Genomic DNA, 23051 nt, shown 5'->3' on the forward strand with positions numbered 1-23051 from the left:
GTCTCAACACAACCTTTACATTCCTTTACTCATTATTTACAGAACGTTGAAACAGAATTAATAGTCTGCTGTTAAACTAAGCTTGTAACTAATTGAAAAGGACGTGTAAAGATGAAGAAACGTTTAGTATCAGCAATTGTTTTAAGTGTAGGACTTTTAATCGCAGGATGTGGCAACCAAGGCGCCGCAACTGGTGACAGTAGTAATAAATCTAAAGAAAGCAATACGAGCAGTAATCAACCTGTTAAAATAGTGGCAGTTGGTTCAACTGCTTTGCAACCATTAGTAGATGCAGCGAAAGATCAATTTGTTGCTGAAAACCCTAACTATACGATTTCTGTTCAAGGAGGAGGAAGTGGCACTGGGCTTTCTCAAGTCTCAGATGGTGCTGTAACAATCGGTAATTCTGATGTTTTTGCAGAAGAAAAATCTGGTGTTGATGCATCAAAACTAGTAGATCATCGTGTGGCAGTTGTTGGAATGGGACCTGTTGTCAATAAAGAAGTCGGTGTCAAAAACATTAGCAAACAAGAGCTCATTGACATTTTTACTGGAAAAACAAAGAATTGGAAAGACTTAGGCGGTAAAGATCAAGAAATCGCAGTGATCAATCGTCCAAGCGGTAGCGGAACACGCGCAACATTTGAAAAATGGGGACTGGATGGAGCCACAGCAGTTCAATCACAGGAACAGGATTCTTCAGGAACTGTTCGTCAAATCGTTGCACAAACACCAGGAGCAATCAGCTATTTAGCTTTTTCTTATATGGATGATTCAACATTAGCATTAAGTATTGATGATGTAAAACCAACTGAAGAAAATGTTGCAGATAATTCTTGGAAAATTTGGTCTTATGAGCATATGTATACAAAAGGACAACCAGATGATGATGTAAAAACTTTCTTAGACTATATGTTGACAGATGATGTTCAAAATGGTGTAGTGAAAGAATTAGGTTACTTACCTATGACTACAATGAAAGTCGAAAGAGACGTATCAGGTACCATTACTAAAAAATAATCTCGTCCCCAAAAAGAGTAGAAAAAGGCTAAACATACAAAATGTTTAGCCTTTTTCTATTTATTCATTTTTGGGTAATTTTACTATAAAGGTAGAGCCTAAACCTAAATGACTATCAATTGAAACGGTTCCGCCTAATAGTTCAGTGTAATTGTGTACGATAGACAAACCTAAACCAGTTCCACCGGAATGACGACTTCTAGCCTTATCCACTCGATAGAAGCGCTCAAAGATCCGTTCTTGATCTTTTGGACTGATACCAATACCCAAATCCTTCACGCTAAAGAAGAACATATCAGAATAACCAAAATCAATAGTGATTGTTCCCTCAGTCTGAGAATATTGAATAGCATTTTCAATCAAGTTTTTAACAATTGGATAAAAAACTTCATACTTGGTTATATAACGTATGCTGTCATCACCAAGTATTTCAATCGTTAAACTCTTTTCTGCAATCGTTCTACGATAAGAGCGCAAAATCTCTTGAACAAATGGCAATAAGATGACCTCTTGATCGTCATACGATATATTTTTCCCATCACGAGACAACTGCAAAATCTCTTGAATGAGTTGCTGCAAGCGTAAAGCGTCGTTTTGCATGATTTCTAAAAATTGCGTCAACGTTTCAGGATCATCTTTGGCTCCATCTAATAACGTTTCAGTAAATCCTAATAGAGAAGTAACAGGCGTTTTTAATTCATGTGAAACATTACTAACAAAATCTTTTTGCATTTTTTCCAGCTGTCTGACTCGAGTTAAATCATAAGCGATTCCAAGAACTTGATAATCATTGCCATCTTCTTCTATGAAACGTAAGGACATGTCTAAAATCGTTTCGTTTAATGTATCTGTGAGTTTGATTTCTTGATGAATAGAGCTTTTCTCAGTAATAACTTGATGGATCAAATGAATCAAGGCAGGTTCTTTGATTACTTCAAAATAATCATTTCCAGCATCACGTTCCTTGAGCATTAAAATAGTGGCCATTTTAGGATTGATCAGTTGTAACTTCCCATCAACATCAATAATAAAGACACCAATCATCAATTCATCTAATAATGCGTGAAATTGTTCATCAGTAGAAGTATACGCTAAATAAGTCTGGCTCATTTGTTGACTCAAAAGATTGACCGTTTGGTATAGCTCGTTCCATTCAGGAGAGTCCTGGATAATTGAGCGTGCTTCGTCAGGATACTGCACGATTTTTTTTAGTACGGGCAAGACCGTTACCAAAGGTTCATTTTTCTGATGAAGTAATAAAAATACAAATGCTGTAATAATTAAAAATAAAAGCCCGAACGTAAACAAAATATATCGTCTAAACGATTGAATACTGTTAGAAAATTGTGTTGTTTCTTCTGACATTCGAAGGATTCCAATCAGTTCACCCTCTTTTTCGACAGGTAAGGCCAAATAAAGCAGCTCTTCCTTCAAAGTGGCACTTTTTCTTAAAGCAGAACCAAAGTCTGCCCCAGAAAGAATCGCTTTAATTTCAGGTCGATTACTTCTAGATTCGTGAAGAGTAGAATCAATACTATCGTAAAAAATAGTGCCTTGAGCAGTCATCAACGTTAGACGCTCATTTTTATCAGTTGCATAATGAGCAATGAGTTTTTTTTCTTGATCTGAAAAATGTTCAGTTGTGAATAAGTCATAGGAAAGCTGATCAAGTATCAGATTTCCTTTTTTTTGTAAATATTCTTCTTGTTGTGCTAATAATTCCTTTTTAAAAAAATAATTTGTTAAAAAAATACTCCCCACAAATAAGGCAATCATCATCATTCCGACTAACCAATATTCAATGCGTTGGCGTTTTTTCATTTTTGTGGCTCCTGAAAACGATAACCGAAGCCTCTAACCGTTACCAAATAAGCAGGTCGTTTAGGATCAATTTCGATTTTGTCTCTTAAATGACTAACATGAACATCGACGATGCGGCTTTGACCAGCAAAATCATAGTTCCAAATTCGATCAAGTAATGTATCGCGATCAATGACTCGACCTTTACGTTTAATGAAGTAGACTAACAACTCAAACTCTTTTGGTGTCAGCTCGATTTTCTTGCCACGCACGCGCACTTCATAATTTTGTTCATCTACGATGATTTCTCCCAAGACTAAAGGAGCTTTTGGTGTTTCATTAAATTCTTCTGTTTTGTTTGATGCAGGTTTTAGACGACGAAAGATAGCTTTCATCCTAGCTAAAACTTCTCTAGGACTAAATGGTTTTGTTAAATAATCGTCTGCACCGATTTCTAATCCAATGATTTTGTCAACCTGATCATCTTTAGCAGTCAATATCAAAATAGGGGTATCGATTTTTTCTCTACGTAACGATTTTGTGATTTCTAAGCCATCCATATTTGGCAACATAACATCCAAGATAATAAAATCAAAGTGATTAGACAATGCTAATTCATAGCCAGTTAATCCATCAAAGGCTGTTGTTACGTCATAGCCGTCTTTTTCTAAATTAAATGTCAACAATGTTACGATAGAAGGTTCATCGTCGACAACGAGTACTTTTTTCATTCAGTTGGCTCCCTTTTAATACGAAATAAACACACCATTATTTTATCATAGTTTTACAACGATCAAAAACTTTATGGAATGTTTCTAAAACTACTTTCAAAGCAAAAGAAATGGTATAATAATAAAGATTGAAATGAGGGAAGCAAATGATTGGGATAAGCGCATGTCTTGGCGGTGTTTGTTGTCGATATGACGGCCAAGCAAAAGAAATTACGGCTTTAAAGAAGTTAGTAGAAAATGGCCAAGCAATGCTTGTTTGTCCAGAAGTCATGGGGGGCTTACCAATTCCTCGTGAACCTGCTGAAATTAGTGGGGGAGATGGCTTTGATGTTTGGGAGAATAAAGCGAAGGTTATCACGAATACAGGAGACGATGTGACTAATCTATTCAAACAAGGAGCAATTACGGCCTATCAAAAGCTCATAGAAAATGATATTAAAACCATTATTTTAAAAGAAAAGAGTCCATCTTGTGGAAGTCTTGGGATTTATGATGGCACCTTTTCAGGCAATCATCGCAAAGGACCAGGTGTTGCGACAGCTTACTTTTTATCTAAAGGTCTCAAGGTGATTTCAGAAAATGAATGGAGAACAGTGGTCGAACACGAGGAATAATGCTATCAGAAAATAAAGCATTAAACGTTTTTGATGGGAATAGTCAGCAAGATAGGATCCAATAGTTTTTTTCTAAATATGATTTTTATACAAATGAACAAATATTAAAAAAATCATCGAAAATCAGATAAGAACTATTGACTAATCACTCTGAAATCGGTAACCTAAAAGGGATTGAAGATAGGAGTAACAACTATGGAAATTGAGAAAACCAATCGAATGAATGCGCTGTTTGAATTCTACTCCACTTTATTGACAGAAAAACAAATGAATTACATGGAGATGTATTACGCAGATGATTTTTCATTAGGCGAAATCGCAGAAGAATACGACATTAGCCGCCAAGCGGTTTATGACAATATCAAACGGACAGAAAAAATTTTAGAAGAGTATGAAAAAAAACTTCATCTTTTTTCTGATTATATCGTGCGTGGAGAATTACTAGAATCATTAAAAAAATACGCGAGTGAAACCTATCCAAAAGATACAACAATCATAAAGTATATAGAACAAATACAAGAAGTAGAGGAATGAGATTATGGCTTTTGAAAGTTTAACAGACCGCCTACAACAGGCGATGAGCAAATTACGTCGTAAAGGAAAAGTATCTGAAGCTGACGTAAAAGAAATGATGAGAGAGATCCGTTTGGCTTTATTGGAAGCCGATGTAAATTTACAAGTCGTTAAAGATTTTACAAAACGTGTTCGTGAACGTGCGGTGGGTGTTGAAGTTCTTGAAAGCTTATCACCAGCGCAACAAATCGTTAAAATTGTTGATGAAGAATTAACAGCGACATTAGGAACAGAGACTGTCGGGTTGAACAAATCAGAACGTATTCCAACTGTGATTATGATGGTTGGGTTACAAGGTGCTGGTAAAACAACTTTCGGTGGTAAGTTAGCGAATCACTTGATCAAAACTGAAAATGCTCGTCCATTGATGATTGCAGCCGATGTTTATCGTCCTGCTGCGATCGATCAACTGAAAGTATTAGGACAACAATTAGATGTTCCTGTTTTTGATATGGGAACAGATACTAATCCTGTTGAAATTGTTCGCCAAGGGATGGAATTAGCAAAAGAAAAGAAAAATGATTATGTCTTGATTGATACAGCAGGTCGTCTGCATATTGACGAAACATTGATGGATGAGCTAAAGCAAATCAAAGAAATAGCTCAACCGGATGATATTTTACTTGTAGTTGATGCCATGACAGGGCAAGATGCAGTCAATGTTGCTGATAGTTTTAATCAACAACTAGGAATCACTGGTGTTGTCATCACGAAACTTGATGGGGATACCCGTGGCGGTGCAGCGCTTTCTATCCGTTCTGTCACTGGAGCACCGATCAAATTCATCGGTTCAGGTGAAAAACTGACTGATTTAGAAATTTTCCATCCAGACCGTATGTCCAGCCGTATTTTAGGCATGGGGGATATGCTAACACTGATCGAAAAAGCTCAACAAGATTATGACGAGAAAAAAGCTGAAGAACTTGCTGTAAAAATGAAAGAAAACAGCTTTGATTTCAATGATTTTATTGAACAGTTAGATCAGGTAATGGGTATGGGGCCAATCGAAGATTTACTTAAAATGATTCCTGGAATGAACAATATGCCTGGATTAGAGAATGTTAAAGTCGATCCTAAAGATGTTGCCCGCAAAAAGGCTATGGTTCTTTCAATGACACCAGCAGAAAGAGAAAATCCAGACTTATTGAACCCTAGTCGCCGTCGTCGGATTGCTGCCGGATCAGGAAATAATGTCGTTGAAGTTAACCGAATGATCAAGCAGTTTAAAGAATCTAAAAAAATGATGCAGCAAATGTCTAAAGGAAATATGGACATTCCAGGCATGGATCAAATGCTTGGTGGAGGCATTAAAGGAAAACTTGGAAAAATGGCCATGAACCGTATGGTTAAGAAAAACAAGAAAAAGAAAAAGAAGAAAAAATAAGTCAAAAAAAGTTGAGCAAAGCCATTAGGCTATGCTCAACTTTTTTTGACTAGTAATTTGAAACTATGTTCGAACGTTATTATTTTTTAGTGTCTGTTTTATATGACTGATTGATCCATGAAACTCTTTTCTAAAAATAAGATAAATTCCAATTATAGCAGTGATTATGGCATAAATTAACAAACCTGGAATAGGAGAAGTGCCATCCTCATAGAGGTAATATCCTCGACTAAAAACAAGAACTATGGGTACATATAGTGTCATAGCAATGATCACAGGTAGTTTAAGTCCATCAAACAGCAGGTATTTTCCTTTTTTCTCCAAAGTGAGTGTTTGGAATAGATAGGAACCAAAAATCAATAAAAGGAGCGATAACATTACAGTGAAAACGATAGGAAGAGTAGAAATAGGATCTTTTGTAATTGAATAATTAAAAAATCTATTCGTCACATAGATATCAGTTGACGTTTTCGTAAAATAATACCACGCATTTATGACAGCGGCAATAAAATATTCGAATGATGCACAAAATCCCAAAGCAGTCAGAGGGCCTAAAATAATATTTCCTGTCACTAATCCGATAAATGTTGCAGTAAAGTAATAGATGATGCATGTTGTCCAGCTAGCTAAAACATTCATTGCCAATTGTGCTAAGCTAATATTGACATACTCAGATGGGATGCTCAGTGTAATAATTCCGATAAAAAGAATTTTGGCTAAGAGTACGCTAAGTAAAATGGGGATCGAGATCAATGCAAACTTCGAAAAATAAATCCTACGTTTAGAAACGCCTAATGAAAAAAGAAATTCATTGAATGATGTCTTTAAATCAACAAAAAACATTAAGAACCCAGCCGATACAATAACCACCAACAAAAGAAGTGAATTTTCGTTAAAATACATTGTATAATAAGTGGTATTATGTTTTGAATCAGTCGTTATGTTTCCTTGTTCATCATAAGAATTTGTTTGATTAAATAGACTTAATCCTTCTTTTTTATCTAAATTTTCCCGTTCTTTAAACGATAACCCTTTGAATTTTGGATTCTCTTCTTCTGAAACTTCGCTCAAATCCTTTTGGTATTGCTCAGAATTGTAATAGTTTTGCATGTATTTCCACTGATTGACATCTTGGATTCCTTTATATCCATAAAACAATACAATAGAAAGGCTAGTAATGATCAATACAAGTCCATAACGCTTTTTTAAAATAGTCATTAATTGTTTATTCATAAAGATTCTCCTTGTAAAGAATAGTTCGTTACATCGTGTGCAAGATTCACTTCGAAAAGATCTTCTAACGTTAAAGGCAGCTCTTCAAATAAGATAGGGTACTCATTTTGAATGGCTAGTTCCAATGTTTCTGTATAGTTTTCAAAGATTGCTGTAACAACACGTCCTTGAATATGGAGCAGTCGGCTGTTCTCTTTAATAAATGCTGGAACTTTTTTTGTTTTGAAAACCATTTGGATTTTACGCGCATTTTCTCTTAGTGCTTCTAAATGATAATCAAGTTTGATTTGGTTTCTCTTTAGAATCAATGCTCGATCGATAATACTTTCTAGCTCATTTAAATTGTGCGAAGAGATGGTGATCGAGCGATTATTTTCACTGACATCATCCAAAAGAATGCCTAAGATGTTTTTTTTGACAATCAGATCTAATCCATCTAATGGTTCATCTAGTAAAAGATAATCTGCATTAGAACAAATGGCTAAAATTATTTTATAAAGCCCTTGCATCCCTTTTGACATCGAACCGTATTTGAAGGTAGGCTTCAACTCATTAGCCTTTGTTAAATGTAAATATTTTTCTTTATCAAAGCCTGCATATGCATTTTGATAGAATTCGAGTAATTTATTCAGTGTATATCCAGAAAGAAAATTATATTGCTCATCTATATAAAAAATCTTCTGTTTGAGTAGTTTGTTTGTCTGGATATCCTCGTGATTGATAAAAATCATTCCTTTATCAAATTCATAATGACCTGCAAGTAATCTAAAGAAAGTGGTTTTCCCAGAACCATTTCGACCAATCAAACCAGTGATTTCCCCTTGATTCAGCGTCAAGTTTATATCGTTTAAAATGATCTTATGATCAATTGTTTTTACTAAATTTTCTATTTTCATCATTACTCTCCCTTCAAGTGCTGATAACTTTCATCCAACCATTGGCACATCTCTTCTTTTTGAACATTTAAGTAGTTTGCATCAATTATTAACTCATCAAATTTCTTTTTTATTTTTTGAATTTGATATTCATCTCTTAGAGTGGTATCGATTTTGTTTACATACGTTCCTTTGCCTTTTACTGTCACAATAACTTCTTGTGTTTCTAACAGTTTATAGGCTTTACTAACAGTGTTCGGGTTCATCATGAGTTGACGCGCCATTTCTCTAACAGAAGGAAGGCGATCTCCAGATTGCAATAATCCACTTAAAATGTCTTCTTTTATTCCCAACATTAGTTGTTCATAGTAAGGTTTACTACTTGTTTTATTAATAGAAACCATGATTCTCTCCTTTCTAAACGATGTGCTTGTTGTGTACTAGTATACATAGTACAGTTGGTTGTGTAAACATTTTTTTTGAAATTTGCTAAAATAAGAAGAGTGCTAAAGGAATAAAATATTCGGTAAAGGAGGAGAGCTAGATGAAGTCGCGTTGTACATGGGCGGAAGAAAATGAGAACATGAAACACTATCATGATACAATTTGGGGTGTCCCTGTATATGATGATCAACGCTTGTTTAGAAAATTGATTTTAGATATCAACCAAGCAGGGCTAAGCTGGCAAACGATTTTAAACAAGGCCCACCATTTTGATGAAGCTTTCGATGCGTTTGATATTGAAAAAGTAGCGAATTATGATGAGAAAAAAATTCAGACATTATTAGATAATCCGGGAATTATTCGTAATCGGAGAAAAATCGAGGCCGCAATTCATAATGCAAAAATAGTCATTGAGATCCAAACTCAGTTTGGTTCGTTTTCAAACTATTTATGGTCATTTAATGCAAATAAAGTGCTAAAAAATTCTTATCAAAATCAATCGGAGATTCCAACTACAAATGAGTTGTCGGATCAGATAACAAAAGATTTGAAAAAGCGAGGTTTCAAATTTGTGGGAAGTACTATCGTATATGCTTTTTTAGAAGCTGTTGGATTGATCAATGATCATGTAGTAACTTGTTTTCGCTATGAAGAAGTATAATTAAAAGGTCTAATCAAGACCTACATCGTAGGAATGGATTAGACTTTTTGAGATAAATCAACTATTTTTTTCTAAAAAAGCAATATAAGAATCAATGATTACTTTGAAGAAATTCATTGTGTTTTCTGCAATTGTATCCTCTTCATTGATTAAATTGGCGATATTTCCAATGTAAGCTTCTGGCTGTTGTAAGGTAGGGACATTAAGAAATACAAGTGATTGACGCAAATGATGATTGGCTCCAAATGCACTTAATGCGCCAGGAGAAACACTGACAACTAAGCCGGGTTTGCCATCCCAAACATTTTGACCATAAGGACGAGAACCAACATCTAATGCATTTTTTAAAACTGCAGGAACAGAGCGATTGTATTCTGGTGTGACAAAGACTAAACCTGATAGTACTTTGACATCTTCTCTAAATTTTGTCCAAGCAACAGGTGGTGTTCCTTCATCATCCAAATCTTGGTTATACATAGCTAGGTCATTTAAATCAATAAACACAGGTTCATATTCTTCTGGAAATAAACTAGAAAGAGCCATTGCTACTTTTTTACTATAGGAGCCTTTTCTTAAACTTCCCACAAAAATACCAATTTTCTTTTTCATCAATGATTCCTCCATTCGATAAATAACATTGTTTATTTAATTTTAAGTCCAAAAAGTTATTTTTACAAGAATATTGAGTCGTTACTCACATAAAAAAGGTGTGAGCAAATCAATGTTCAACAAGAAATATCCCATATATAATAAATGCCAACAAAACTTTAAAAAAGTGGAGGTGTCGTTATGTGGAAAAGTAAACGCTTTGGTGAAGTCAGCATAGTCTTATTTCTTTTTATGCTGATGTTTCTGGGTATCTCAATAAAGACGTATGCACAAGAAACAAATTCTAATCCCATTGAATCACAGACGACTTTGACTACAGAAACTAGTGAAAGTCAATCTGTTACTAGTTCAGATGATACTGAGCAATCAGTCGAATCTGTAGAAGAAAGCAGTTCTGAAAAGCAATTAAATCCTCCAAATACTGCAAAAGCAACTGCAGAATACGGGTCTGAATTATTAACGAATGTGAGTATTACAGATAGTGGAAACAATCCAATTCATCGAATAAAAAGTAGTGATAAAGTGAAAGTAAATTATTCTTTTTATTTACCAGATGAAGCACAGGCAGGAGATATGTTGGTGTTTGAGTTACCTCCTATTTTACAAATGGTCAATTACAATGATTTTCCATTATTGAGTCAAAATGGAAGTGAAATTGGCCGTGCGAACATCGATCGTCAAACCAATAAAGTGACTGTGACATTTAATCAATATGTAACAGAGCATAATTCCATTAGTGGTCAATTTTTTTTCTGGGTGAAGCTTGCTAGCGATCAAACGGTAGAGGGCGTAAATCCAATGCCATTACCAGTGAAAGGCACAACGAGTGATCTCAATCTTACTGTGAATAAAATGAACGGTGCAACTACTGGAATTACGAATCCAACTACTATCTTCAAAAGTGGTAAATTTGATTCAATCGATCCAAAGAAAATCAATTGGACGATCACACTTAATAATTCAGGTCAAAACCTATTGACACCGATTATTTACGATCAATTGGGACAGGGGCAAGCGCTACTTCCCGAAACATTCAATGTAAATTATCGTGATGCAGATAAAAAAAATATAAAGAAATATTCACTTCCGAGTCAGATTGAAGGTGATTTAACGAGAGTAGAAGTGACACCAAATGGTTTCGCATTATTCTTAGAGAATTTAGGCAGTTATAGCTTACAGAATGGTTATGTCTCAGTAGTGATTAATTATAGTACTAGAGTGACAGATTCATCCATAAAATATGTTAACAGCGCGAGCACTTTTGATGAAGATGGCGCACTACAATCAAGAAATGCCAGTTTAACAAATTATGAAAATGGAGGGATCGGCAATGGAGATGTAAATCAGGCCATTGATAGTATTACAGATAAAATTGACGAAGTGGAAAGTATCGATTTAAATGAATTAACTGATTTTTCTGCCCAAAATTTAATTGTGGCTAAAGAGAAGGCCCAAACGCTTGTTGATAGTGAAACGGCAACAGCGAGTGATTTAGAAGCAGCAACAGACACGTTGATCAATCAGCTAGTAACAACTGAGGAAATCGTTCAACCAACTGATATACAGGAATTACAAGCCATCATCGATCAAAATGATGAACTGAAAGAAGAGGACTATACACCCGAAACTTGGACCCCTTGGATTAATAAAAAGACAGAGGGAGTCAGCCTTATTCAATTGGCTAAGGAAACACCTAAAGCAGTGAGTCGAAATGAAATTGTAACGCTAACACAAGAATTGAAAACAGCTAGAGCGAATCTACTAGAAGTAACAATGCCTTCTGAAACAAGTGAATCCGCTTCCTCCAGTGAAACAACAAGTACAGAAACTACAAATTCAACACAAAATAGCAGTTCAAGTAGTGAATTCAAAAGTAAAGGTGAGCATAATTCTCAATATCTACTAAAAGCTGGTGAAACACGTTCAACTAGTTTGATTATCTTTGGGGTGCTTTTATTGTCATTTGTATTTTGGTTTGCAGTAAAAAGAAATAAATTGAAAGATGATTAGTAAAAAACCAATTGTCGTTCTATCAACTCTCTTATATAATGGTTAAAAAGAGGAGACCAAATGACACTAAAACAAACGATTAAAGGCAAATTACGCATGAAAGAAATCGAGGCTATTAAAAACCTAAAAGAAAAGAATCAGCTGTTGTATGGTATTGACTACAAATTAGATTTAAGCTTTTTTAAAGATATCACGGGAAAAATAAATCACTTATTGTGCTGGGAGAAAGATGAGTTAGTCGGCTATGTTGCACTGAGCCGTTTTGATCCAAAAGAACTAGAAGTAACAGTTATAACAAATCATGATGACACGATTCTTGATCATATAAGTAGGGCACTTACGGACTTTACCGAACTTAAAAAGTGTCAAACTATTTTATGGATCATTGATCATAAGGACACTTTTTCTCTATCCTATGTTAAAAAAATGACTAAATATGACTATCGTTTTTCAGAATACGCCTTGACGTTGACCATTGATAAATTCGTTCCACACCACTCTATGATTGTGTTACAACCAGCAAAACCAGAAGATGCTAATGCAATAGCTAGTCTGGAAAATGGCGAATTTACAGAAAATCCAGCACTTTTAGATGCGGAAGATTTAAAACAAACAGTTGTTCTAAAAGAAAATGACGATGTAATTGCGAGTATTAGAGTTCAAAGAGAAGGAAATTCTTATGGCATCTATGGTTTTGTGGTAAAATCAGATTTTCGAGGTCAAGGTATAGGGAGAAAAATACTTAGTCAAATTATTCAACAATTATTGGAAAACCAGGCACAAAAAATTTATTTAGAAGTTGAAGCCACAAACGACAATGCACGCCATCTCTATCGATCAATAGGTTTTGATGAGCAAACCTTATTCGACTATTATTCTTGTGAAATGAACAAGTAAAATAAAAATCAGCTGTGAATAATGAATGATTCTTCACTATTCACAGCTGATTTTGTTAAGCAATGATAGATTGCCCCTGCCAAGGTATTTAAATTATAACATATATTTAACGAAAAGTGCTTAGAATCCGTGTTATGAAGCTTTTTTTAAGGTGTCAAGAAAAAACTCTTTACAGCTTAAAGAAAATCTGTTAAACTAACATTTGTGATTAAGTTAATGGAGGTGTAATATATAAAATGTCAGTAAAAATTCGTTTAAAACGCATGGGTTCTAAAAAGAGTCCTTTTTACCGTATTGTAGTCGCAGATTCTCGTTCTCCTCGTGATGGACGTTTCATCGAAACTGTTGGAACATACAATCCTTTAAAAGATCCTGCAGAAGTAGTTTTAAAAGAAGATTTAGTTTTAGACTGGTTGTCTAAAGGTGCTCAACCTTCAGATACTGTTCGTAACATCCTTTCAAAAGAAGGCGTTATGAAAAAACACCACGAAGCTAAACTTGAAAAGAAATAAGGTGACCGATGATGACAGATGTGAAAGAGTTAGTCTTAACTATCGTTCGCCCATTAGTCAGTCAACCTGAGCTAGTTAAATTAGAAATAGAAGAATCTGATGTTTTTCTAGAATATAATTTAACTGTATCACCTGAAGATATTGGTCGTATTATTGGCAAACAAGGACGTGTTGCGAAAGCGATTCGGACAATTGTTTACAGCGTACGTGTGGATGGACCAAAAAAAGTTCGTTTAAATATCGTGGATGGTAAATAGCACAAAGTAAAGCACCCAATATTTTTGGGTGTTTTTTTGTTTTGATTCGTCAAAACAATGAGTAAAATCCTGTAGTGTTTGAAAAGATTAGGAGCAAGGTGGAATTGAGATAGGTGCTATTCGTGCCGTTTATAACAAAAATGAGGAGACCCACTTATGGTTGCCTCCTCCTTTTAGTAAATTTTATCTTTTTCTAAATACTTTAATTTCAAAAATGGGGGCGTCAAAACTAATTTCTGCCTCGTCGATCATCAAGCCAAGGAGATGATAATCTTCTTCTTCATGATGAGTGATACCAAGTAATTCATCATAATAACTTTCAATACTCAGATCTCTAGGTGTATTTAATAGCTCTAATAAATGCAGAACGTTTTCAGGCTCTTCTTCGGTTTTTCCTTGCATGTCGATCGTAAACCCTTCAGAAGTGAAGTCTACGCCGATTCGAATTTCCTTAATATCATTTGAAAAAAAGTAAGTCAATAACTCGTCTACAATTCGTTTAGCTTTGTCTCTTTCTTGCATGTTGTTTCACCTTTCTGATCTGTAAGATATTATCAAGTAATGGTACCATGACAGCCGCCACAAAACCAGTAGAAAATCCATTATTATAAAGATTTAATCCACCATGAAGATAACTTACATTTGTAACCAGTGACATATGTAAGAATCCTGCAACCAAACCAAAGGTAAGACCATAATATCCTGCAATTGGCGCTAAACCAGTACCGAAAATCCCAGCAAGTACCACGGTTGTTTGATTTACTTCAAATACTGAAGACAAATAAGCGGTTAAAAAGACACTAAGCAATAAAGGGAAACTATTAAGAATATGATTACCAAACGCACTAAAACCAACAGCTGATAAAATAGCGCCAACAATCGGTCCATTAAGTGTTGCTTGGCTCACCTGGGTATAGCCAAGAAGTAATAAACCCATTAAAGCCATATTCATTATAGTAGCGCCAACACCTGAGATAGAAATAAAATCTGTGATCAATTTACCAGAAGTTTTGCTGATTTCTTTTAGCCCCTTTATTGAAAAATGATTTACTACAAATCCTACAATAAACATAACGGCAAACAGAAACAATAAGAAAACAAGCAACTTTGAATGATACGCGGTTGAAACGACATTTTTTCCTTCGATTTTCCAACCAAACATTCTTAAAATCCCTGTGAATAGCATAGCAATCAATCCCGAGGTAAAGCCAACATTATACAAGGAAAAGCCTTGATGAAAAGTAAGGACATGAGAAGCCAATGCAGGTAAAATCAAGCCAATAAAAATTCCTACAAAGCAACCTAAAGGGATTGAAAATAATAAAGGCAAAGAAATACCAAACGTAAGATAGCTGATGATCGGAGATAAGGCACTGCCAAACAAACTAACAACAATAAACTGCGAAAAAGGTTTTTTTACAATTCTTGCATAAAGAAGACCACCAATGATGATTGGAATCGAATTATATAGATTTTTTCCAAAAAAAGAACAGCCTGATACAGTGAATAAAGCGGCAATCATTGGTCCATTGATGGGAATCTTTTCTTTTTTAGCAAGCAACACACTAATCAATGTAAGCAAGCCGCTGTTTACAAAAGCACTACCGAACGTTCCTAATTCGATATAGTCAGTTAATAAATTACTAGGTGAGGTCAAAATACGAAACATGCCCGAATATAAAGAGCTCAAAGGTTCACTGAACACCCCGATGATAATCAATAGAAGGCAATAACTAATTAAAAAATAATAGTTTTTGCTTTTATCATTTACTTCGAACTGTTTCTTATTTGTATGTAATAAAAGTTTTTGGCTGTTATTTTTAGCCATGTAAAATACCTCCGTTATTCGTCACTAACTTTACTATATCCTGTAAAACAGCTATCGGTCAATAACATTTCAATAATATCGAGTAAATTATCACATTTTTCAGATATAAGCATAATTATTGAGAAAATGAATCGAAAAAAGAGTGTAAAATGAAAGAATAAATAATAAAAAAATAAATATTGATAATTTGAAAAATTATTATCTAGCTTTACGAGTTTTTTCATAAGGAATAATAGACGTTTAGAGCAGTTATTGCATTTATTTTTAAGAAATAATAAGATAAAGCTCGTTTGGTTTCTAAATAAAGAGGAGGGGTTAACTTTGGTTAGAAAAAAAGTATATAAAAAACAACATATTTTAACGGCAGCACAAGATTTACTAACAGAAAAAGGATTCTCATTTATAACAGCACGAAATGTAGCAGAGCATATGGGGATTTCAACACAGCCTATTTATCTTGAATTTAAGAATATGGAAGAATTGAAATTGACTTTGTTGAAAACGACACATGAATTTTTAAATACTGAATTTTTTTCTAAAAAACAAAATTCGAATATTCTCGCAAATTTTGGTTTAAATTATATTGATTTCGCGCAGTCAAATAGCAAACTGTATCTATCGTTATATATCGACCAGCATTCTTATGGAAAAGAACTGCAGCAGCTCTCATTTGAGTCATTTCAAAAGACCGCGCAAGAGAATGATGTGTATGCTGAGGTTTCAAAAGAAGAACTGGAGAAACTTCATATGAATGTCTGGGTTATTGCTACTGGGATGGCTTCTCTAAGCCTTTCAGGAATATTAAATCTTTCGAAAGAGCAGATTATTTCAGCTTTTAAAACAATCAAATAAAATTTCAGTATTTTTTCTTGAAGTAGTTACAGCGAAAAAGTTGTAAAGACTAAATTCTATTTACTGCGACCGATAAAATCCTATGTCAAAAGGACTACACCAATTTCGTATATTTGACTGATTTTATTTTAGCTGTGTTGTTGCTAAAATAAAGCTATCAAATGAAATTTGGAGGAATAAACTTGAAAATTATTAAAACAATTATTGTCTTATCTTTACTTGGAGGAGCTGCCCTTTTTGGTGCTAAAGTATATACTCAAAATAAATCAGATGAGCTTTCAGGTACGATCGATCAATTAAATCCCTTAGTTACGAAAGGTGAAGTCTATGTTAAAACAAAAAAAGCAGACAGCATCAATGGTTATGGTATTGCATCTTATACACAGCCAGCAATCGACAAAGAGGGAAACACAAGAGAAATGACTTATACAGCAGATCATGAATTAATAACGGGTCGATATTTAAAACTCTACAATAAAGGTGCACATGTGGAGACATATGAGGAAGTAACGGCAGAGATGATTCCAGAAAAAGCACTACAACAATTAAATAGATAAAGAACAAGACTGCCATAGCAAGAAAAGCTGGCAGTCTTGTTTGATCAATTCATTCAAATAGCCTGAGGTATAAAGTCGATTGTACATAAATTATTATGATGAAAATGGATCGTCGCTTGAATTTTACCGTCATCAATTAATTGTTGTGCAGTGTCTTTTACGTCATCTTGGTTAAATTGCTGAAAATTGATTACATTCGCTACAAAATGAGGGGACTTTCGATGTGAAGCCTCAATTATGAGCGTTTCGATTTTTGGATTAAACGTCACGTGTTTTCACCTCTTATTGCAACAGTAACACTTTATCTTTAAAAAGGATAGTAATTCATTGATACATGAGGATATGAAAAGGAAAATTCTCACAATTCCTTTTTTTCGATTTCCTTTAAACAATGAATAGGCTTGCGTTTTTTTAATAAGATTATCCTGTTCTTAGAGGAGTCGATCAACGCTTGAAGTTCAAAAATATTCTTTTTTTCATAATGATGATTCCAAATAAACATCATTTTTAGTAAATGAATTGTAGGTTTATAATGTGCAACTTCTTGATTAGTGATTTGTTTGAAAAAACGAGTTAAAATACGGTAGACTCGAATAGGGTAGGGAGGTAATAGTAAAAAAATAGTATCTGCTGAGTCTAAGGCAGGTTTAATCCAGTCTCTTGTTGTTGTTCCTTCGATGATCCAACTTTTATTTGTCAAAATCGTTTGTAATTGTTTGACGGATTCTTCTTCGGAATAGGGTTTGTCGCCAGTTGGATGACGTTCCCAAATGAGGTTATCTAATTCATAATAAGGAATACCAGTGTGAGCGGCTAGTTGTTTAGCACATGTTGTTTTTCCACTACCGACAGGACCCGCGATCACTATTTTTTTCATAATTATCCTCCAATCCCTAAGAAAAAAGAATGGTAATGAATCACCATTCTTTTAATTCTTTATTTCTTTGCTTCTTGTAAGATGTTTATTTTTTCGATTCTGATATCTTTTTTAGGTTTATCTTGCTCAGCTGTTTCTGCTGCAGCAATTTTATCTACGACATCCATCCCTTTAGTAACTTGACCAAAAACGGTGTGTTTACCATCTAAATGAGGAGTTCCGCCATTTTTATACATGTCAATGATTTTTTCAGGATAATCGTCTTTTAAAAGTCCGTCAGACATATCGTCACTGTTTTGAACAATAAAGAATTGACTACCATTAGTGCCATTTCCTTTTTCATCTTTACCGGCATTAGCCATTGATAAGGCGCCTCGGATATTATATAACTGATTAGAAATCTCATCGTCAAATGAGCCATTCCAAATGCTCTCTCCGCCAGAGCCATCCCCTTTAGGGTCTCCACCTTGGATCATGAAATTATCAATGACACGATGGAAAGTAACATTGTCATAATAACCATTTTTTGCATGTGTCATAAAGTTTTCAACTGTTTTTGGTGCTTGCTTAGGAAACAATTTGATTTCAATCGTGCCTTCAGTAGTGACCATCTCAACTAAATCTTCATCTTCGCTGACTTTGTCTGATAGTTGTGGTAATTCTAATGCGTTCAAGTCAACTGAATCAGATGTTTTTGTCTCTGTTTTAGAAGAATCTGCTGTATTTTTCTCATTTTTAGTTCCACATGCTGCAAATAGTACGAGTGTTGTTAAAAGAGCTGTAGCAGCAATGAATTTTTTTGTTTTCATAAAGTTAGGTCTTCCTTTCAAAAATCGTTATATCTCATAATAACAAATCCGTTGTATTACTGCTAGTCAAAATAGAAGTTTTTTAAGATTTATAAAAGGTGTAGACCACTTTTTCTTATTCTGCTATAATGAAAATGGATACATTATAATCAATACAAATCTTAGGAGGCAGTAATAATGGGAAAATTAGGTATTTCTATTTATCCAGAACGATCAACTTTTGAAAAGGACAAAGCATATCTAGACCTAGCACATAAATACGGATTCAAACGTGTTTTCACGAGCTTACTTCAAATTACAGAAGATAAGGAAAAGGTATTAGCTGAATTTAAAAAAGTTGTTGATTATGCAAATAGTCTTAACATGGAAGTTATGGTTGACATTAATCCTGCCTTATTCGAACAATTAGAAATTTCATATGATGACTTATCATTCTTCGATGAAATGGGCGCTTATGGTGTGCGTTTAGATGTTGGGTTTACAGGTGCTGAAGAAGCAAGAATGACAAGAAACCCATATGGTATCAAAATCGAAATCAATATGAGTTCAGGAACAAATTACGTAGATAATATCATGAGCTATTCACCAAATACAGACAATTTACTAGGATCTCACAATTTCTATCCTCATCGTTATTCTGGTTTAGGCTATGATCATTTTGTTTTTTGTTCAGAAAAATTTAGAAAATATAATTTAAATACAATGGCCTTTGTAAATTCACATGATGCGACGTTTGGTCCTTGGCCTACTCAAGATGGTCTATGTTCATTAGAAGACCATCGTGACCTAGAAATTGCTACTCAAGTGAAACATCTTGTATTGACAGGGTTGATCGATGATATCTTAGTAGGAAATGCATATGCTTCAGAGGCAGAACTAAAAGCTATGGCAGATGCGTTTAACGCAGAATATCCTTCTATTAAAGTCGATGTAACAAAAGATATTACAGAAGATGAAAGAGAAGTTCTCTTCACAAGTCTTCACAGTTATCGCGGTGATCGTTCTGAATATATCTTACGTTCAACAATGACACGTATTCACTTTAAAGATCGCGCGTTCCCTGTGCATAACACAAAAGATATGACCAAAGGTGATGTTTTGATCGATAATGTTGATTACGGTCAATATAAAGGTGAGACACAGATTGCATTAAAAGAAATGAAAAATGATGGACGAGTAAATGTAGTTGGTCGTATTTCAGAAGATGAATTATTCTTATTAGACTTTTTGAAACCTTGGTCTAGTTTTAAATTGATCGAAAATAATTAATAAAGAAAAGATCAACCCAAAGTCACATTGCTTTGGGTTGATTTTTTCTTTATTAAGATTCACTATAAACAATGTAATAAAGATGTTTTTTTCTTTAAAATAGAGATAAATGAGGTGGAAATATGGAAAAAGAATTGAGTCTTCTATTAGCAAAGCTTCAAGGTATCGCACAAACGGGAAAAAAATATGGAAAAGATGTTTTTGATTTAGAACGATACGAAGAGCTTCAACAAGTAACAAAACAATTGATGAGTCTATTGTATCCGAAATTATCAGAACAACAATTGAATGTTCTTGTTGAGAAAGACGAAGGATATGCAACGCCTAAAGTTGACGTTCGAGCCGTTGTCTTTAACCAAGAAGGGAAATTATTGCTGGTAAAGGAAAAAAGCGATAATTGTTGGGCATTACCAGGCGGATGGGCAGATATCGGGTATTCTCCAAAAGAAATTGCGGAAAAAGAAACAATGGAAGAAGCTGGGATTCCAGTAAAAGCAACACGCTTGATTGCAGTATTAGATAAAGCAAAACATGATTTCCCCCCTGCACTGACCTATGTGTACAAATTTTTTATTAGATGTGACGCTCAAAGTGAAGAATTGACAGTAGGACTTGAGACAAATGACGCTGACTATTTTTCTCTCCAAGAAATCTATTTACTCTCGTTATCGAAAGAACGTACTATCATTGATAACATTGACATGATTTTTGCTGACTATCATAATGAAAAATCAATCATAATCTGTGATTAATATTGCGAAAATTCGGATAAGACTTTATACTATTTAAGGATTTAAAAAAAGTAGTATAAAATAGGGAGTACACAAATGAATCGTATCGTAAAAATTTTGATAGCTATAGTTGTTTTAGTGGTGGTTGTATTAACAGGGGCAGGTATGTATTTTTATAACTATGCAGTTGTACCTACAGAAAAAGATTTCTTAGCAGGTGACACACCAGGAACGAATGTTGAGAAAACCCCACAAGAAAAATGGTTCAAGGATGAAAAGAATCGTTCTTATTGGAATTTAACATCTAAGGATGATTTAAAATTAAAAGCAATTTACTTACCAGCAACAGAAAAAACAGATAAAAATGTGATCATGGCACATGGATACATGGGCAATGCCGAAACCATGGCAAGTTTTGCTAAAATGTATCACGATTGGGGATATAATGTTTTAGTACCAGATGCTCGTGGACACGGAGAAAGTGAAGGAGATTATATTGGTTTTGGCTGGCCAGAGCGCAAAGATTATCTTCAATGGATCGAAAAAATGATAGCTGAAAATGGCCAAGATGCCCAAATCACTTTATACGGGATTAGTATGGGTGGAGCGACAGTCATGATGACTAGTGGTGAAAAGTTGCCTAAAAATGTCAAAGCGATTGTTGAAGACTGCGGTTATTCTACTGTAAATGAAGAGTTAAGCTATCAATTGAAAGATATGTTTAATTTACCCTCATTTCCACTCGTTCCAGTTACAAGTTTGATTACTAAGGTTCGGGCTGGTTACTTCTTCGGTGAGGCAAGTTCAATTGCACAATTGAAGAAAAATAAAGTTCCAATGTTATTCATACATGGCGATGCTGATAAATTTGTCCCATTTGAAATGTTAGATGAAGTGTATAATGCAACGAATGCACCAAAAGAAAAGTTTGTTGTAAAAGGTGCTGCACATGCCAAATCCTACTCTATTGATCCAAAAGCATATAAAGCAAAAGTTGAAAGCTTTTTAACAAAATATGTTGAGTAAAAATGATCGTCACCAAGTCTAATCTGCTGGTGACGATTTTTTAAAGCAATGATTTCTTATTTCAATCTAAAAAAAGGACAATCAAAATGTATTTGTACTAATTTTACTATACATCCGCTAGAATTTTTTGATATGATATTAAAAAGAAATGAGGTAAAATAGATGGAAGAACAATTGACTGACTATCTGCATTACTTACAAATAGAGCGAGGGCTTTCTCATAATACGAGAAAAAGTTATGAGCGGGATTTACATAAATATTTAGCTTTTTTAAAAGAACAAAAAATAGACACATGGCAATTGGTCGACCGTTATCTTGTTATGGAGTATTTACAAACATTGTATAACGACAACAATTCCTCTGCTACTATCATTAGAATGATTTCAAGTTTAAGAGGATTTCATCAATTTTTAAGGCAAGAGCGTTTTACAGATCACGATCCGATGCAACATATTGACTCACCGAAAAAAGCCCAAAAACTTCCTAATACATTGTCCATTGAGGAAGTCACGGCGCTCATTGAAACCCCCGATACTACGAAGCCTTTAGGTATAAGAAATCGAACGATTTTAGAAGTGATGTATGCAACAGGATTACGAGTAAGTGAGCTAGTTGATTTGAAAATAGGCGATTTACATTTATCAATCGGACTATTGCAAACAATCGGTAAAGGTGACAAGGAACGAATCATTCCACTAGGTGATTACGCTATCCAATGGATTGAAAAATACTTAGAGGAAGCCCGTCCAGCCTTGATTAAGAAAAACCAAAACGAAACACATTTATTTGTAAATCATCATGGAAAACCATTGTCTCGTCAAGGTGTATGGAAAAACTTAAAACAAATTGTTCAAGAAGCAGGGATTAACAAAACGATCACTCCCCATACTTTGCGCCATAGTTTTGCAACACATTTATTAGAAAATGGAGCAGATTTAAGAATTGTCCAGGAACTTTTGGGTCATGCCGATATTTCGACAACTCAAATCTATACCCATATTACTAAGCAAAGAATGGCAGATGTGTACAAGCAACATTTTCCAAGAGCGTAATCAACAACAAAGAAGGAAAGAAGGTGAGATCATGTTAACGTATTATCGAAAAGAACAACGGAAAATTGCAATGGGTCTATTAAGTTTCCATCAGAAATTGGCCGAAAACCATTCGCTCTTAAAAGAAATAGATGCTTATGAAACAGATCCCAATTTGCATTTACTTTTTTGGACACCCGCAGGAGAACAAAATATTCAAGGAATCGTTGGCATTGAAGTGGAAACAAACGACGCGATGATTTTACATGATATATCGATCAATCCTTCTTTTAGAGGTGAAAAGCTAGGGTTTGACTTACTAAATGAAGTCGTACAATTATATCCACAGACAAAGATTTATGGCACCTTAGCGACTTCTTCTTATTTATCTAAATGGAAAGAACACAGCGACTGATTTTTATGGTAAACTAAAGAGTTGAAAAAGAAAGT

27 protein-coding genes are annotated in these 23051 nt (G+C 34.4%); 16 read left to right on the forward strand and 11 right to left on the reverse strand.

All coding sequences use genetic code 11. The annotated features are described in order from the left end of the window. Positions 1–111 precede the first annotated feature (111 nt). A complete protein-coding gene (locus tag I586_RS01110) occupies positions 112–1020 on the forward strand; it encodes a phosphate ABC transporter substrate-binding protein PstS family protein (RefSeq protein WP_010765022.1) in 909 nt (302 codons plus the stop codon). A gap of 60 nt (positions 1021–1080) precedes the next feature. Here I586_RS01110 and I586_RS01115 read toward each other — a convergent pair whose 3' ends face one another. Further along, positions 1081–2841: a sensor histidine kinase gene (locus I586_RS01115; protein WP_010765021.1), complete on the reverse strand. Its 1761-nt coding sequence runs from the start codon at positions 2839–2841 to the stop codon at positions 1081–1083. After that, positions 2838–3551, reverse strand: coding sequence for a response regulator transcription factor (locus I586_RS01120; protein ID WP_010765020.1), 714 nt, complete (start codon positions 3549–3551; stop codon positions 2838–2840). Before I586_RS01120 ends, I586_RS01115 begins: the two co-directional genes overlap by 4 nt. A 146-nt stretch (positions 3552–3697) precedes the next feature. Between I586_RS01120 and I586_RS01125 the strand changes: the two genes are divergently transcribed. The 3 genes from I586_RS01125 (at position 3698) to ffh (ending at position 6122) form a co-directional block, all read left to right on the forward strand. Further along, positions 3698–4165 carry a 2-thiouracil desulfurase family protein gene (locus I586_RS01125; RefSeq protein WP_010765019.1) on the forward strand — a complete coding sequence of 156 codons (468 nt, stop codon included), beginning with the start codon at positions 3698–3700 and terminating at the stop codon, positions 4163–4165. Positions 4166–4360: 195 nt separating this feature from the next. Continuing rightward, complete coding sequence (locus tag I586_RS01130) at positions 4361–4699, forward strand: putative DNA-binding protein (RefSeq protein WP_010765018.1); 339 nt, start codon at positions 4361–4363, stop codon at positions 4697–4699. 4 nt (positions 4700–4703) lie between these two features. Further along, the gene (gene ffh, locus I586_RS01135) at positions 4704–6122 is read left to right on the forward strand and encodes a signal recognition particle protein (protein WP_010765017.1); all 1419 of its coding nucleotides are present in this window, start codon (positions 4704–4706) and stop codon (positions 6120–6122) included. A gap of 63 nt (positions 6123–6185) precedes the next feature. Here the strand turns inward: ffh and I586_RS01140 are convergent, their stop codons facing one another. The 3 genes from I586_RS01140 to I586_RS01150 are packed head-to-tail and all read right to left on the reverse strand — an operon-like array spanning position 6186 to position 8634. After that, complete coding sequence (locus I586_RS01140) at positions 6186–7355, reverse strand: ABC-2 transporter permease (RefSeq protein WP_010765016.1); 1170 nt, start codon at positions 7353–7355, stop codon at positions 6186–6188. Further along, positions 7352–8251 (reverse strand): ATP-binding cassette domain-containing protein, encoded by a 900-nt coding sequence (locus I586_RS01145; protein WP_010765015.1) that lies wholly within the window; start codon positions 8249–8251, stop codon positions 7352–7354. The genes I586_RS01140 and I586_RS01145 overlap by 4 nt, the downstream gene beginning before the upstream one ends. Before the next feature lie 2 nt (positions 8252–8253). Then, positions 8254–8634, reverse strand: a complete 381-nt coding sequence (locus I586_RS01150; protein WP_010765014.1) for a GntR family transcriptional regulator — start codon at positions 8632–8634, stop codon at positions 8254–8256. Between the two features lie 140 nt (positions 8635–8774). On the opposite strand from I586_RS01150, the gene I586_RS01155 reads away from it, so the two are divergent. Next, positions 8775–9335, forward strand: a complete 561-nt coding sequence (locus I586_RS01155) for a DNA-3-methyladenine glycosylase I (RefSeq protein WP_010765013.1) — start codon at positions 8775–8777, stop codon at positions 9333–9335. A gap of 57 nt (positions 9336–9392) precedes the next feature. Here the strand turns inward: I586_RS01155 and I586_RS01160 are convergent, their stop codons facing one another. Continuing rightward, positions 9393–9944 (reverse strand): NADPH-dependent FMN reductase, encoded by a 552-nt coding sequence (locus I586_RS01160; protein WP_010765012.1) that lies wholly within the window; start codon positions 9942–9944, stop codon positions 9393–9395. A gap of 180 nt (positions 9945–10124) precedes the next feature. On the opposite strand from I586_RS01160, the gene I586_RS01165 reads away from it, so the two are divergent. From I586_RS01165 to I586_RS01180, 4 genes are all read left to right on the forward strand, one after another. After that, positions 10125–11954 carry an LPXTG cell wall anchor domain-containing protein gene (locus I586_RS01165; protein ID WP_010765011.1) on the forward strand — a complete coding sequence of 610 codons (1830 nt, stop codon included), beginning with the start codon at positions 10125–10127 and terminating at the stop codon, positions 11952–11954. 60 nt (positions 11955–12014) lie between these two features. Beyond that, positions 12015–12851, forward strand: a complete 837-nt coding sequence (locus tag I586_RS01170; RefSeq protein WP_010765010.1) for a GNAT family N-acetyltransferase — start codon at positions 12015–12017, stop codon at positions 12849–12851. A gap of 236 nt (positions 12852–13087) precedes the next feature. Continuing rightward, positions 13088–13363: a 30S ribosomal protein S16 gene (gene rpsP / locus I586_RS01175; RefSeq protein WP_010761445.1), complete on the forward strand. Its 276-nt coding sequence runs from the start codon at positions 13088–13090 to the stop codon at positions 13361–13363. An 11-nt stretch (positions 13364–13374) separates the two neighbouring features. After that, the gene (locus I586_RS01180) at positions 13375–13620 is read left to right on the forward strand and encodes a KH domain-containing protein (RefSeq protein WP_010761444.1); all 246 of its coding nucleotides are present in this window, start codon (positions 13375–13377) and stop codon (positions 13618–13620) included. Between the two features lie 183 nt (positions 13621–13803). Here the strand turns inward: I586_RS01180 and I586_RS01185 are convergent, their stop codons facing one another. Next, entirely contained in the window at positions 13804–14142 is a 339-nt protein-coding gene (locus I586_RS01185; RefSeq protein WP_010765008.1) for a hypothetical protein, read from the reverse strand. Next, positions 14120–15448, reverse strand: a complete 1329-nt coding sequence (locus I586_RS01190) for a DUF1576 domain-containing protein (RefSeq protein ID WP_010765007.1) — start codon at positions 15446–15448, stop codon at positions 14120–14122. The genes I586_RS01185 and I586_RS01190 overlap by 23 nt, the downstream gene beginning before the upstream one ends. 321 nt (positions 15449–15769) lie before the next feature. On the opposite strand from I586_RS01190, the gene I586_RS01195 reads away from it, so the two are divergent. Together I586_RS01195 and I586_RS01200 are read left to right on the forward strand one after the other, a co-directional pair. Further along, the gene (locus tag I586_RS01195; protein ID WP_010765006.1) at positions 15770–16300 is read left to right on the forward strand and encodes a TetR/AcrR family transcriptional regulator; all 531 of its coding nucleotides are present in this window, start codon (positions 15770–15772) and stop codon (positions 16298–16300) included. Positions 16301–16482: 182 nt separating this feature from the next. Next, on the forward strand, positions 16483–16857 hold the full coding sequence (locus I586_RS01200) for a YxeA family protein (protein ID WP_010765005.1): 375 nt from the start codon (positions 16483–16485) through the stop codon (positions 16855–16857). A 53-nt stretch (positions 16858–16910) separates the two neighbouring features. On the opposite strand, the gene I586_RS01205 is transcribed toward I586_RS01200, so the two are convergent. The 3 genes from I586_RS01205 to I586_RS01215 form a co-directional block, all read right to left on the reverse strand. Beyond that, the gene (locus I586_RS01205; RefSeq protein ID WP_010765004.1) at positions 16911–17126 is read right to left on the reverse strand and encodes a hypothetical protein; all 216 of its coding nucleotides are present in this window, start codon (positions 17124–17126) and stop codon (positions 16911–16913) included. Positions 17127–17215: 89 nt separating this feature from the next. After that, complete coding sequence (locus I586_RS01210) at positions 17216–17734, reverse strand: AAA family ATPase (protein ID WP_010765003.1); 519 nt, start codon at positions 17732–17734, stop codon at positions 17216–17218. A 59-nt stretch (positions 17735–17793) separates the two neighbouring features. Further along, the gene (locus tag I586_RS01215; protein ID WP_010765002.1) at positions 17794–18543 is read right to left on the reverse strand and encodes a peptidylprolyl isomerase; all 750 of its coding nucleotides are present in this window, start codon (positions 18541–18543) and stop codon (positions 17794–17796) included. A gap of 177 nt (positions 18544–18720) precedes the next feature. On the opposite strand from I586_RS01215, the gene I586_RS01220 reads away from it, so the two are divergent. The 5 genes from I586_RS01220 (at position 18721) to I586_RS01240 (ending at position 23016) form a co-directional block, all read left to right on the forward strand. Continuing rightward, complete coding sequence (locus I586_RS01220; protein ID WP_010765001.1) at positions 18721–19812, forward strand: DUF871 domain-containing protein; 1092 nt, start codon at positions 18721–18723, stop codon at positions 19810–19812. 122 nt (positions 19813–19934) lie between these two features. Next, positions 19935–20564, forward strand: coding sequence for an NUDIX hydrolase N-terminal domain-containing protein (locus I586_RS01225; protein WP_010765000.1), 630 nt, complete (start codon positions 19935–19937; stop codon positions 20562–20564). Between the two features lie 75 nt (positions 20565–20639). After that, on the forward strand, positions 20640–21569 hold the full coding sequence (locus I586_RS01230; RefSeq protein ID WP_010764999.1) for an alpha/beta hydrolase: 930 nt from the start codon (positions 20640–20642) through the stop codon (positions 21567–21569). A gap of 162 nt (positions 21570–21731) precedes the next feature. Further along, positions 21732–22622 carry a site-specific tyrosine recombinase XerD gene (xerD, locus tag I586_RS01235; RefSeq protein WP_010764998.1) on the forward strand — a complete coding sequence of 297 codons (891 nt, stop codon included), beginning with the start codon at positions 21732–21734 and terminating at the stop codon, positions 22620–22622. Between the two features lie 31 nt (positions 22623–22653). After that, positions 22654–23016 (forward strand): GNAT family N-acetyltransferase, encoded by a 363-nt coding sequence (locus tag I586_RS01240; RefSeq protein WP_010764997.1) that lies wholly within the window; start codon positions 22654–22656, stop codon positions 23014–23016. The last annotated feature ends 35 nt before the right edge of the window (positions 23017–23051 follow it).

The organism is Enterococcus moraviensis ATCC BAA-383, assembly GCF_000407445.1.
GTDB lineage: Bacteria > Bacillota > Bacilli > Lactobacillales > Enterococcaceae > Enterococcus_L > Enterococcus_L moraviensis.

Excerpts from the sequence above, each read along its gene's own strand:
- I586_RS01110 (WP_010765022.1), top strand. The coding sequence starts at position 112 with ATGAAGAAACGTTTAGTATCAGCAATTGTTTTAAGTGTAGGACTTTTA.
- I586_RS01115 (WP_010765021.1), bottom strand. The coding sequence starts at position 2,841 with ATGAAAAAACGCCAACGCATTGAATATTGGTTAGTCGGAATGATGATG.
- I586_RS01120 (WP_010765020.1), bottom strand. The coding sequence starts at position 3,551 with ATGAAAAAAGTACTCGTTGTCGACGATGAACCTTCTATCGTAACATTG.
- I586_RS01125 (WP_010765019.1), top strand. The coding sequence starts at position 3,698 with ATGATTGGGATAAGCGCATGTCTTGGCGGTGTTTGTTGTCGATATGAC.
- I586_RS01130 (WP_010765018.1), top strand. The coding sequence starts at position 4,361 with ATGGAAATTGAGAAAACCAATCGAATGAATGCGCTGTTTGAATTCTAC.
- ffh (WP_010765017.1), top strand. The coding sequence starts at position 4,704 with ATGGCTTTTGAAAGTTTAACAGACCGCCTACAACAGGCGATGAGCAAA.
- I586_RS01140 (WP_010765016.1), bottom strand. The coding sequence starts at position 7,355 with ATGAATAAACAATTAATGACTATTTTAAAAAAGCGTTATGGACTTGTA.
- I586_RS01145 (WP_010765015.1), bottom strand. The coding sequence starts at position 8,251 with ATGAAAATAGAAAATTTAGTAAAAACAATTGATCATAAGATCATTTTA.
- I586_RS01150 (WP_010765014.1), bottom strand. The coding sequence starts at position 8,634 with ATGGTTTCTATTAATAAAACAAGTAGTAAACCTTACTATGAACAACTA.
- I586_RS01155 (WP_010765013.1), top strand. The coding sequence starts at position 8,775 with ATGAAGTCGCGTTGTACATGGGCGGAAGAAAATGAGAACATGAAACAC.
- I586_RS01160 (WP_010765012.1), bottom strand. The coding sequence starts at position 9,944 with ATGAAAAAGAAAATTGGTATTTTTGTGGGAAGTTTAAGAAAAGGCTCC.
- I586_RS01165 (WP_010765011.1), top strand. The coding sequence starts at position 10,125 with ATGTGGAAAAGTAAACGCTTTGGTGAAGTCAGCATAGTCTTATTTCTT.
- I586_RS01170 (WP_010765010.1), top strand. The coding sequence starts at position 12,015 with ATGACACTAAAACAAACGATTAAAGGCAAATTACGCATGAAAGAAATC.
- rpsP (WP_010761445.1), top strand. The coding sequence starts at position 13,088 with ATGTCAGTAAAAATTCGTTTAAAACGCATGGGTTCTAAAAAGAGTCCT.
- I586_RS01180 (WP_010761444.1), top strand. The coding sequence starts at position 13,375 with ATGACAGATGTGAAAGAGTTAGTCTTAACTATCGTTCGCCCATTAGTC.
- I586_RS01185 (WP_010765008.1), bottom strand. The coding sequence starts at position 14,142 with ATGCAAGAAAGAGACAAAGCTAAACGAATTGTAGACGAGTTATTGACT.
- I586_RS01190 (WP_010765007.1), bottom strand. The coding sequence starts at position 15,448 with ATGGCTAAAAATAACAGCCAAAAACTTTTATTACATACAAATAAGAAA.
- I586_RS01210 (WP_010765003.1), bottom strand. The coding sequence starts at position 17,734 with ATGAAAAAAATAGTGATCGCGGGTCCTGTCGGTAGTGGAAAAACAACA.
- I586_RS01215 (WP_010765002.1), bottom strand. The coding sequence starts at position 18,543 with ATGAAAACAAAAAAATTCATTGCTGCTACAGCTCTTTTAACAACACTC.
- I586_RS01220 (WP_010765001.1), top strand. The coding sequence starts at position 18,721 with ATGGGAAAATTAGGTATTTCTATTTATCCAGAACGATCAACTTTTGAA.
- I586_RS01225 (WP_010765000.1), top strand. The coding sequence starts at position 19,935 with ATGGAAAAAGAATTGAGTCTTCTATTAGCAAAGCTTCAAGGTATCGCA.
- I586_RS01230 (WP_010764999.1), top strand. The coding sequence starts at position 20,640 with ATGAATCGTATCGTAAAAATTTTGATAGCTATAGTTGTTTTAGTGGTG.
- xerD (WP_010764998.1), top strand. The coding sequence starts at position 21,732 with ATGGAAGAACAATTGACTGACTATCTGCATTACTTACAAATAGAGCGA.
- I586_RS01240 (WP_010764997.1), top strand. The coding sequence starts at position 22,654 with ATGTTAACGTATTATCGAAAAGAACAACGGAAAATTGCAATGGGTCTA.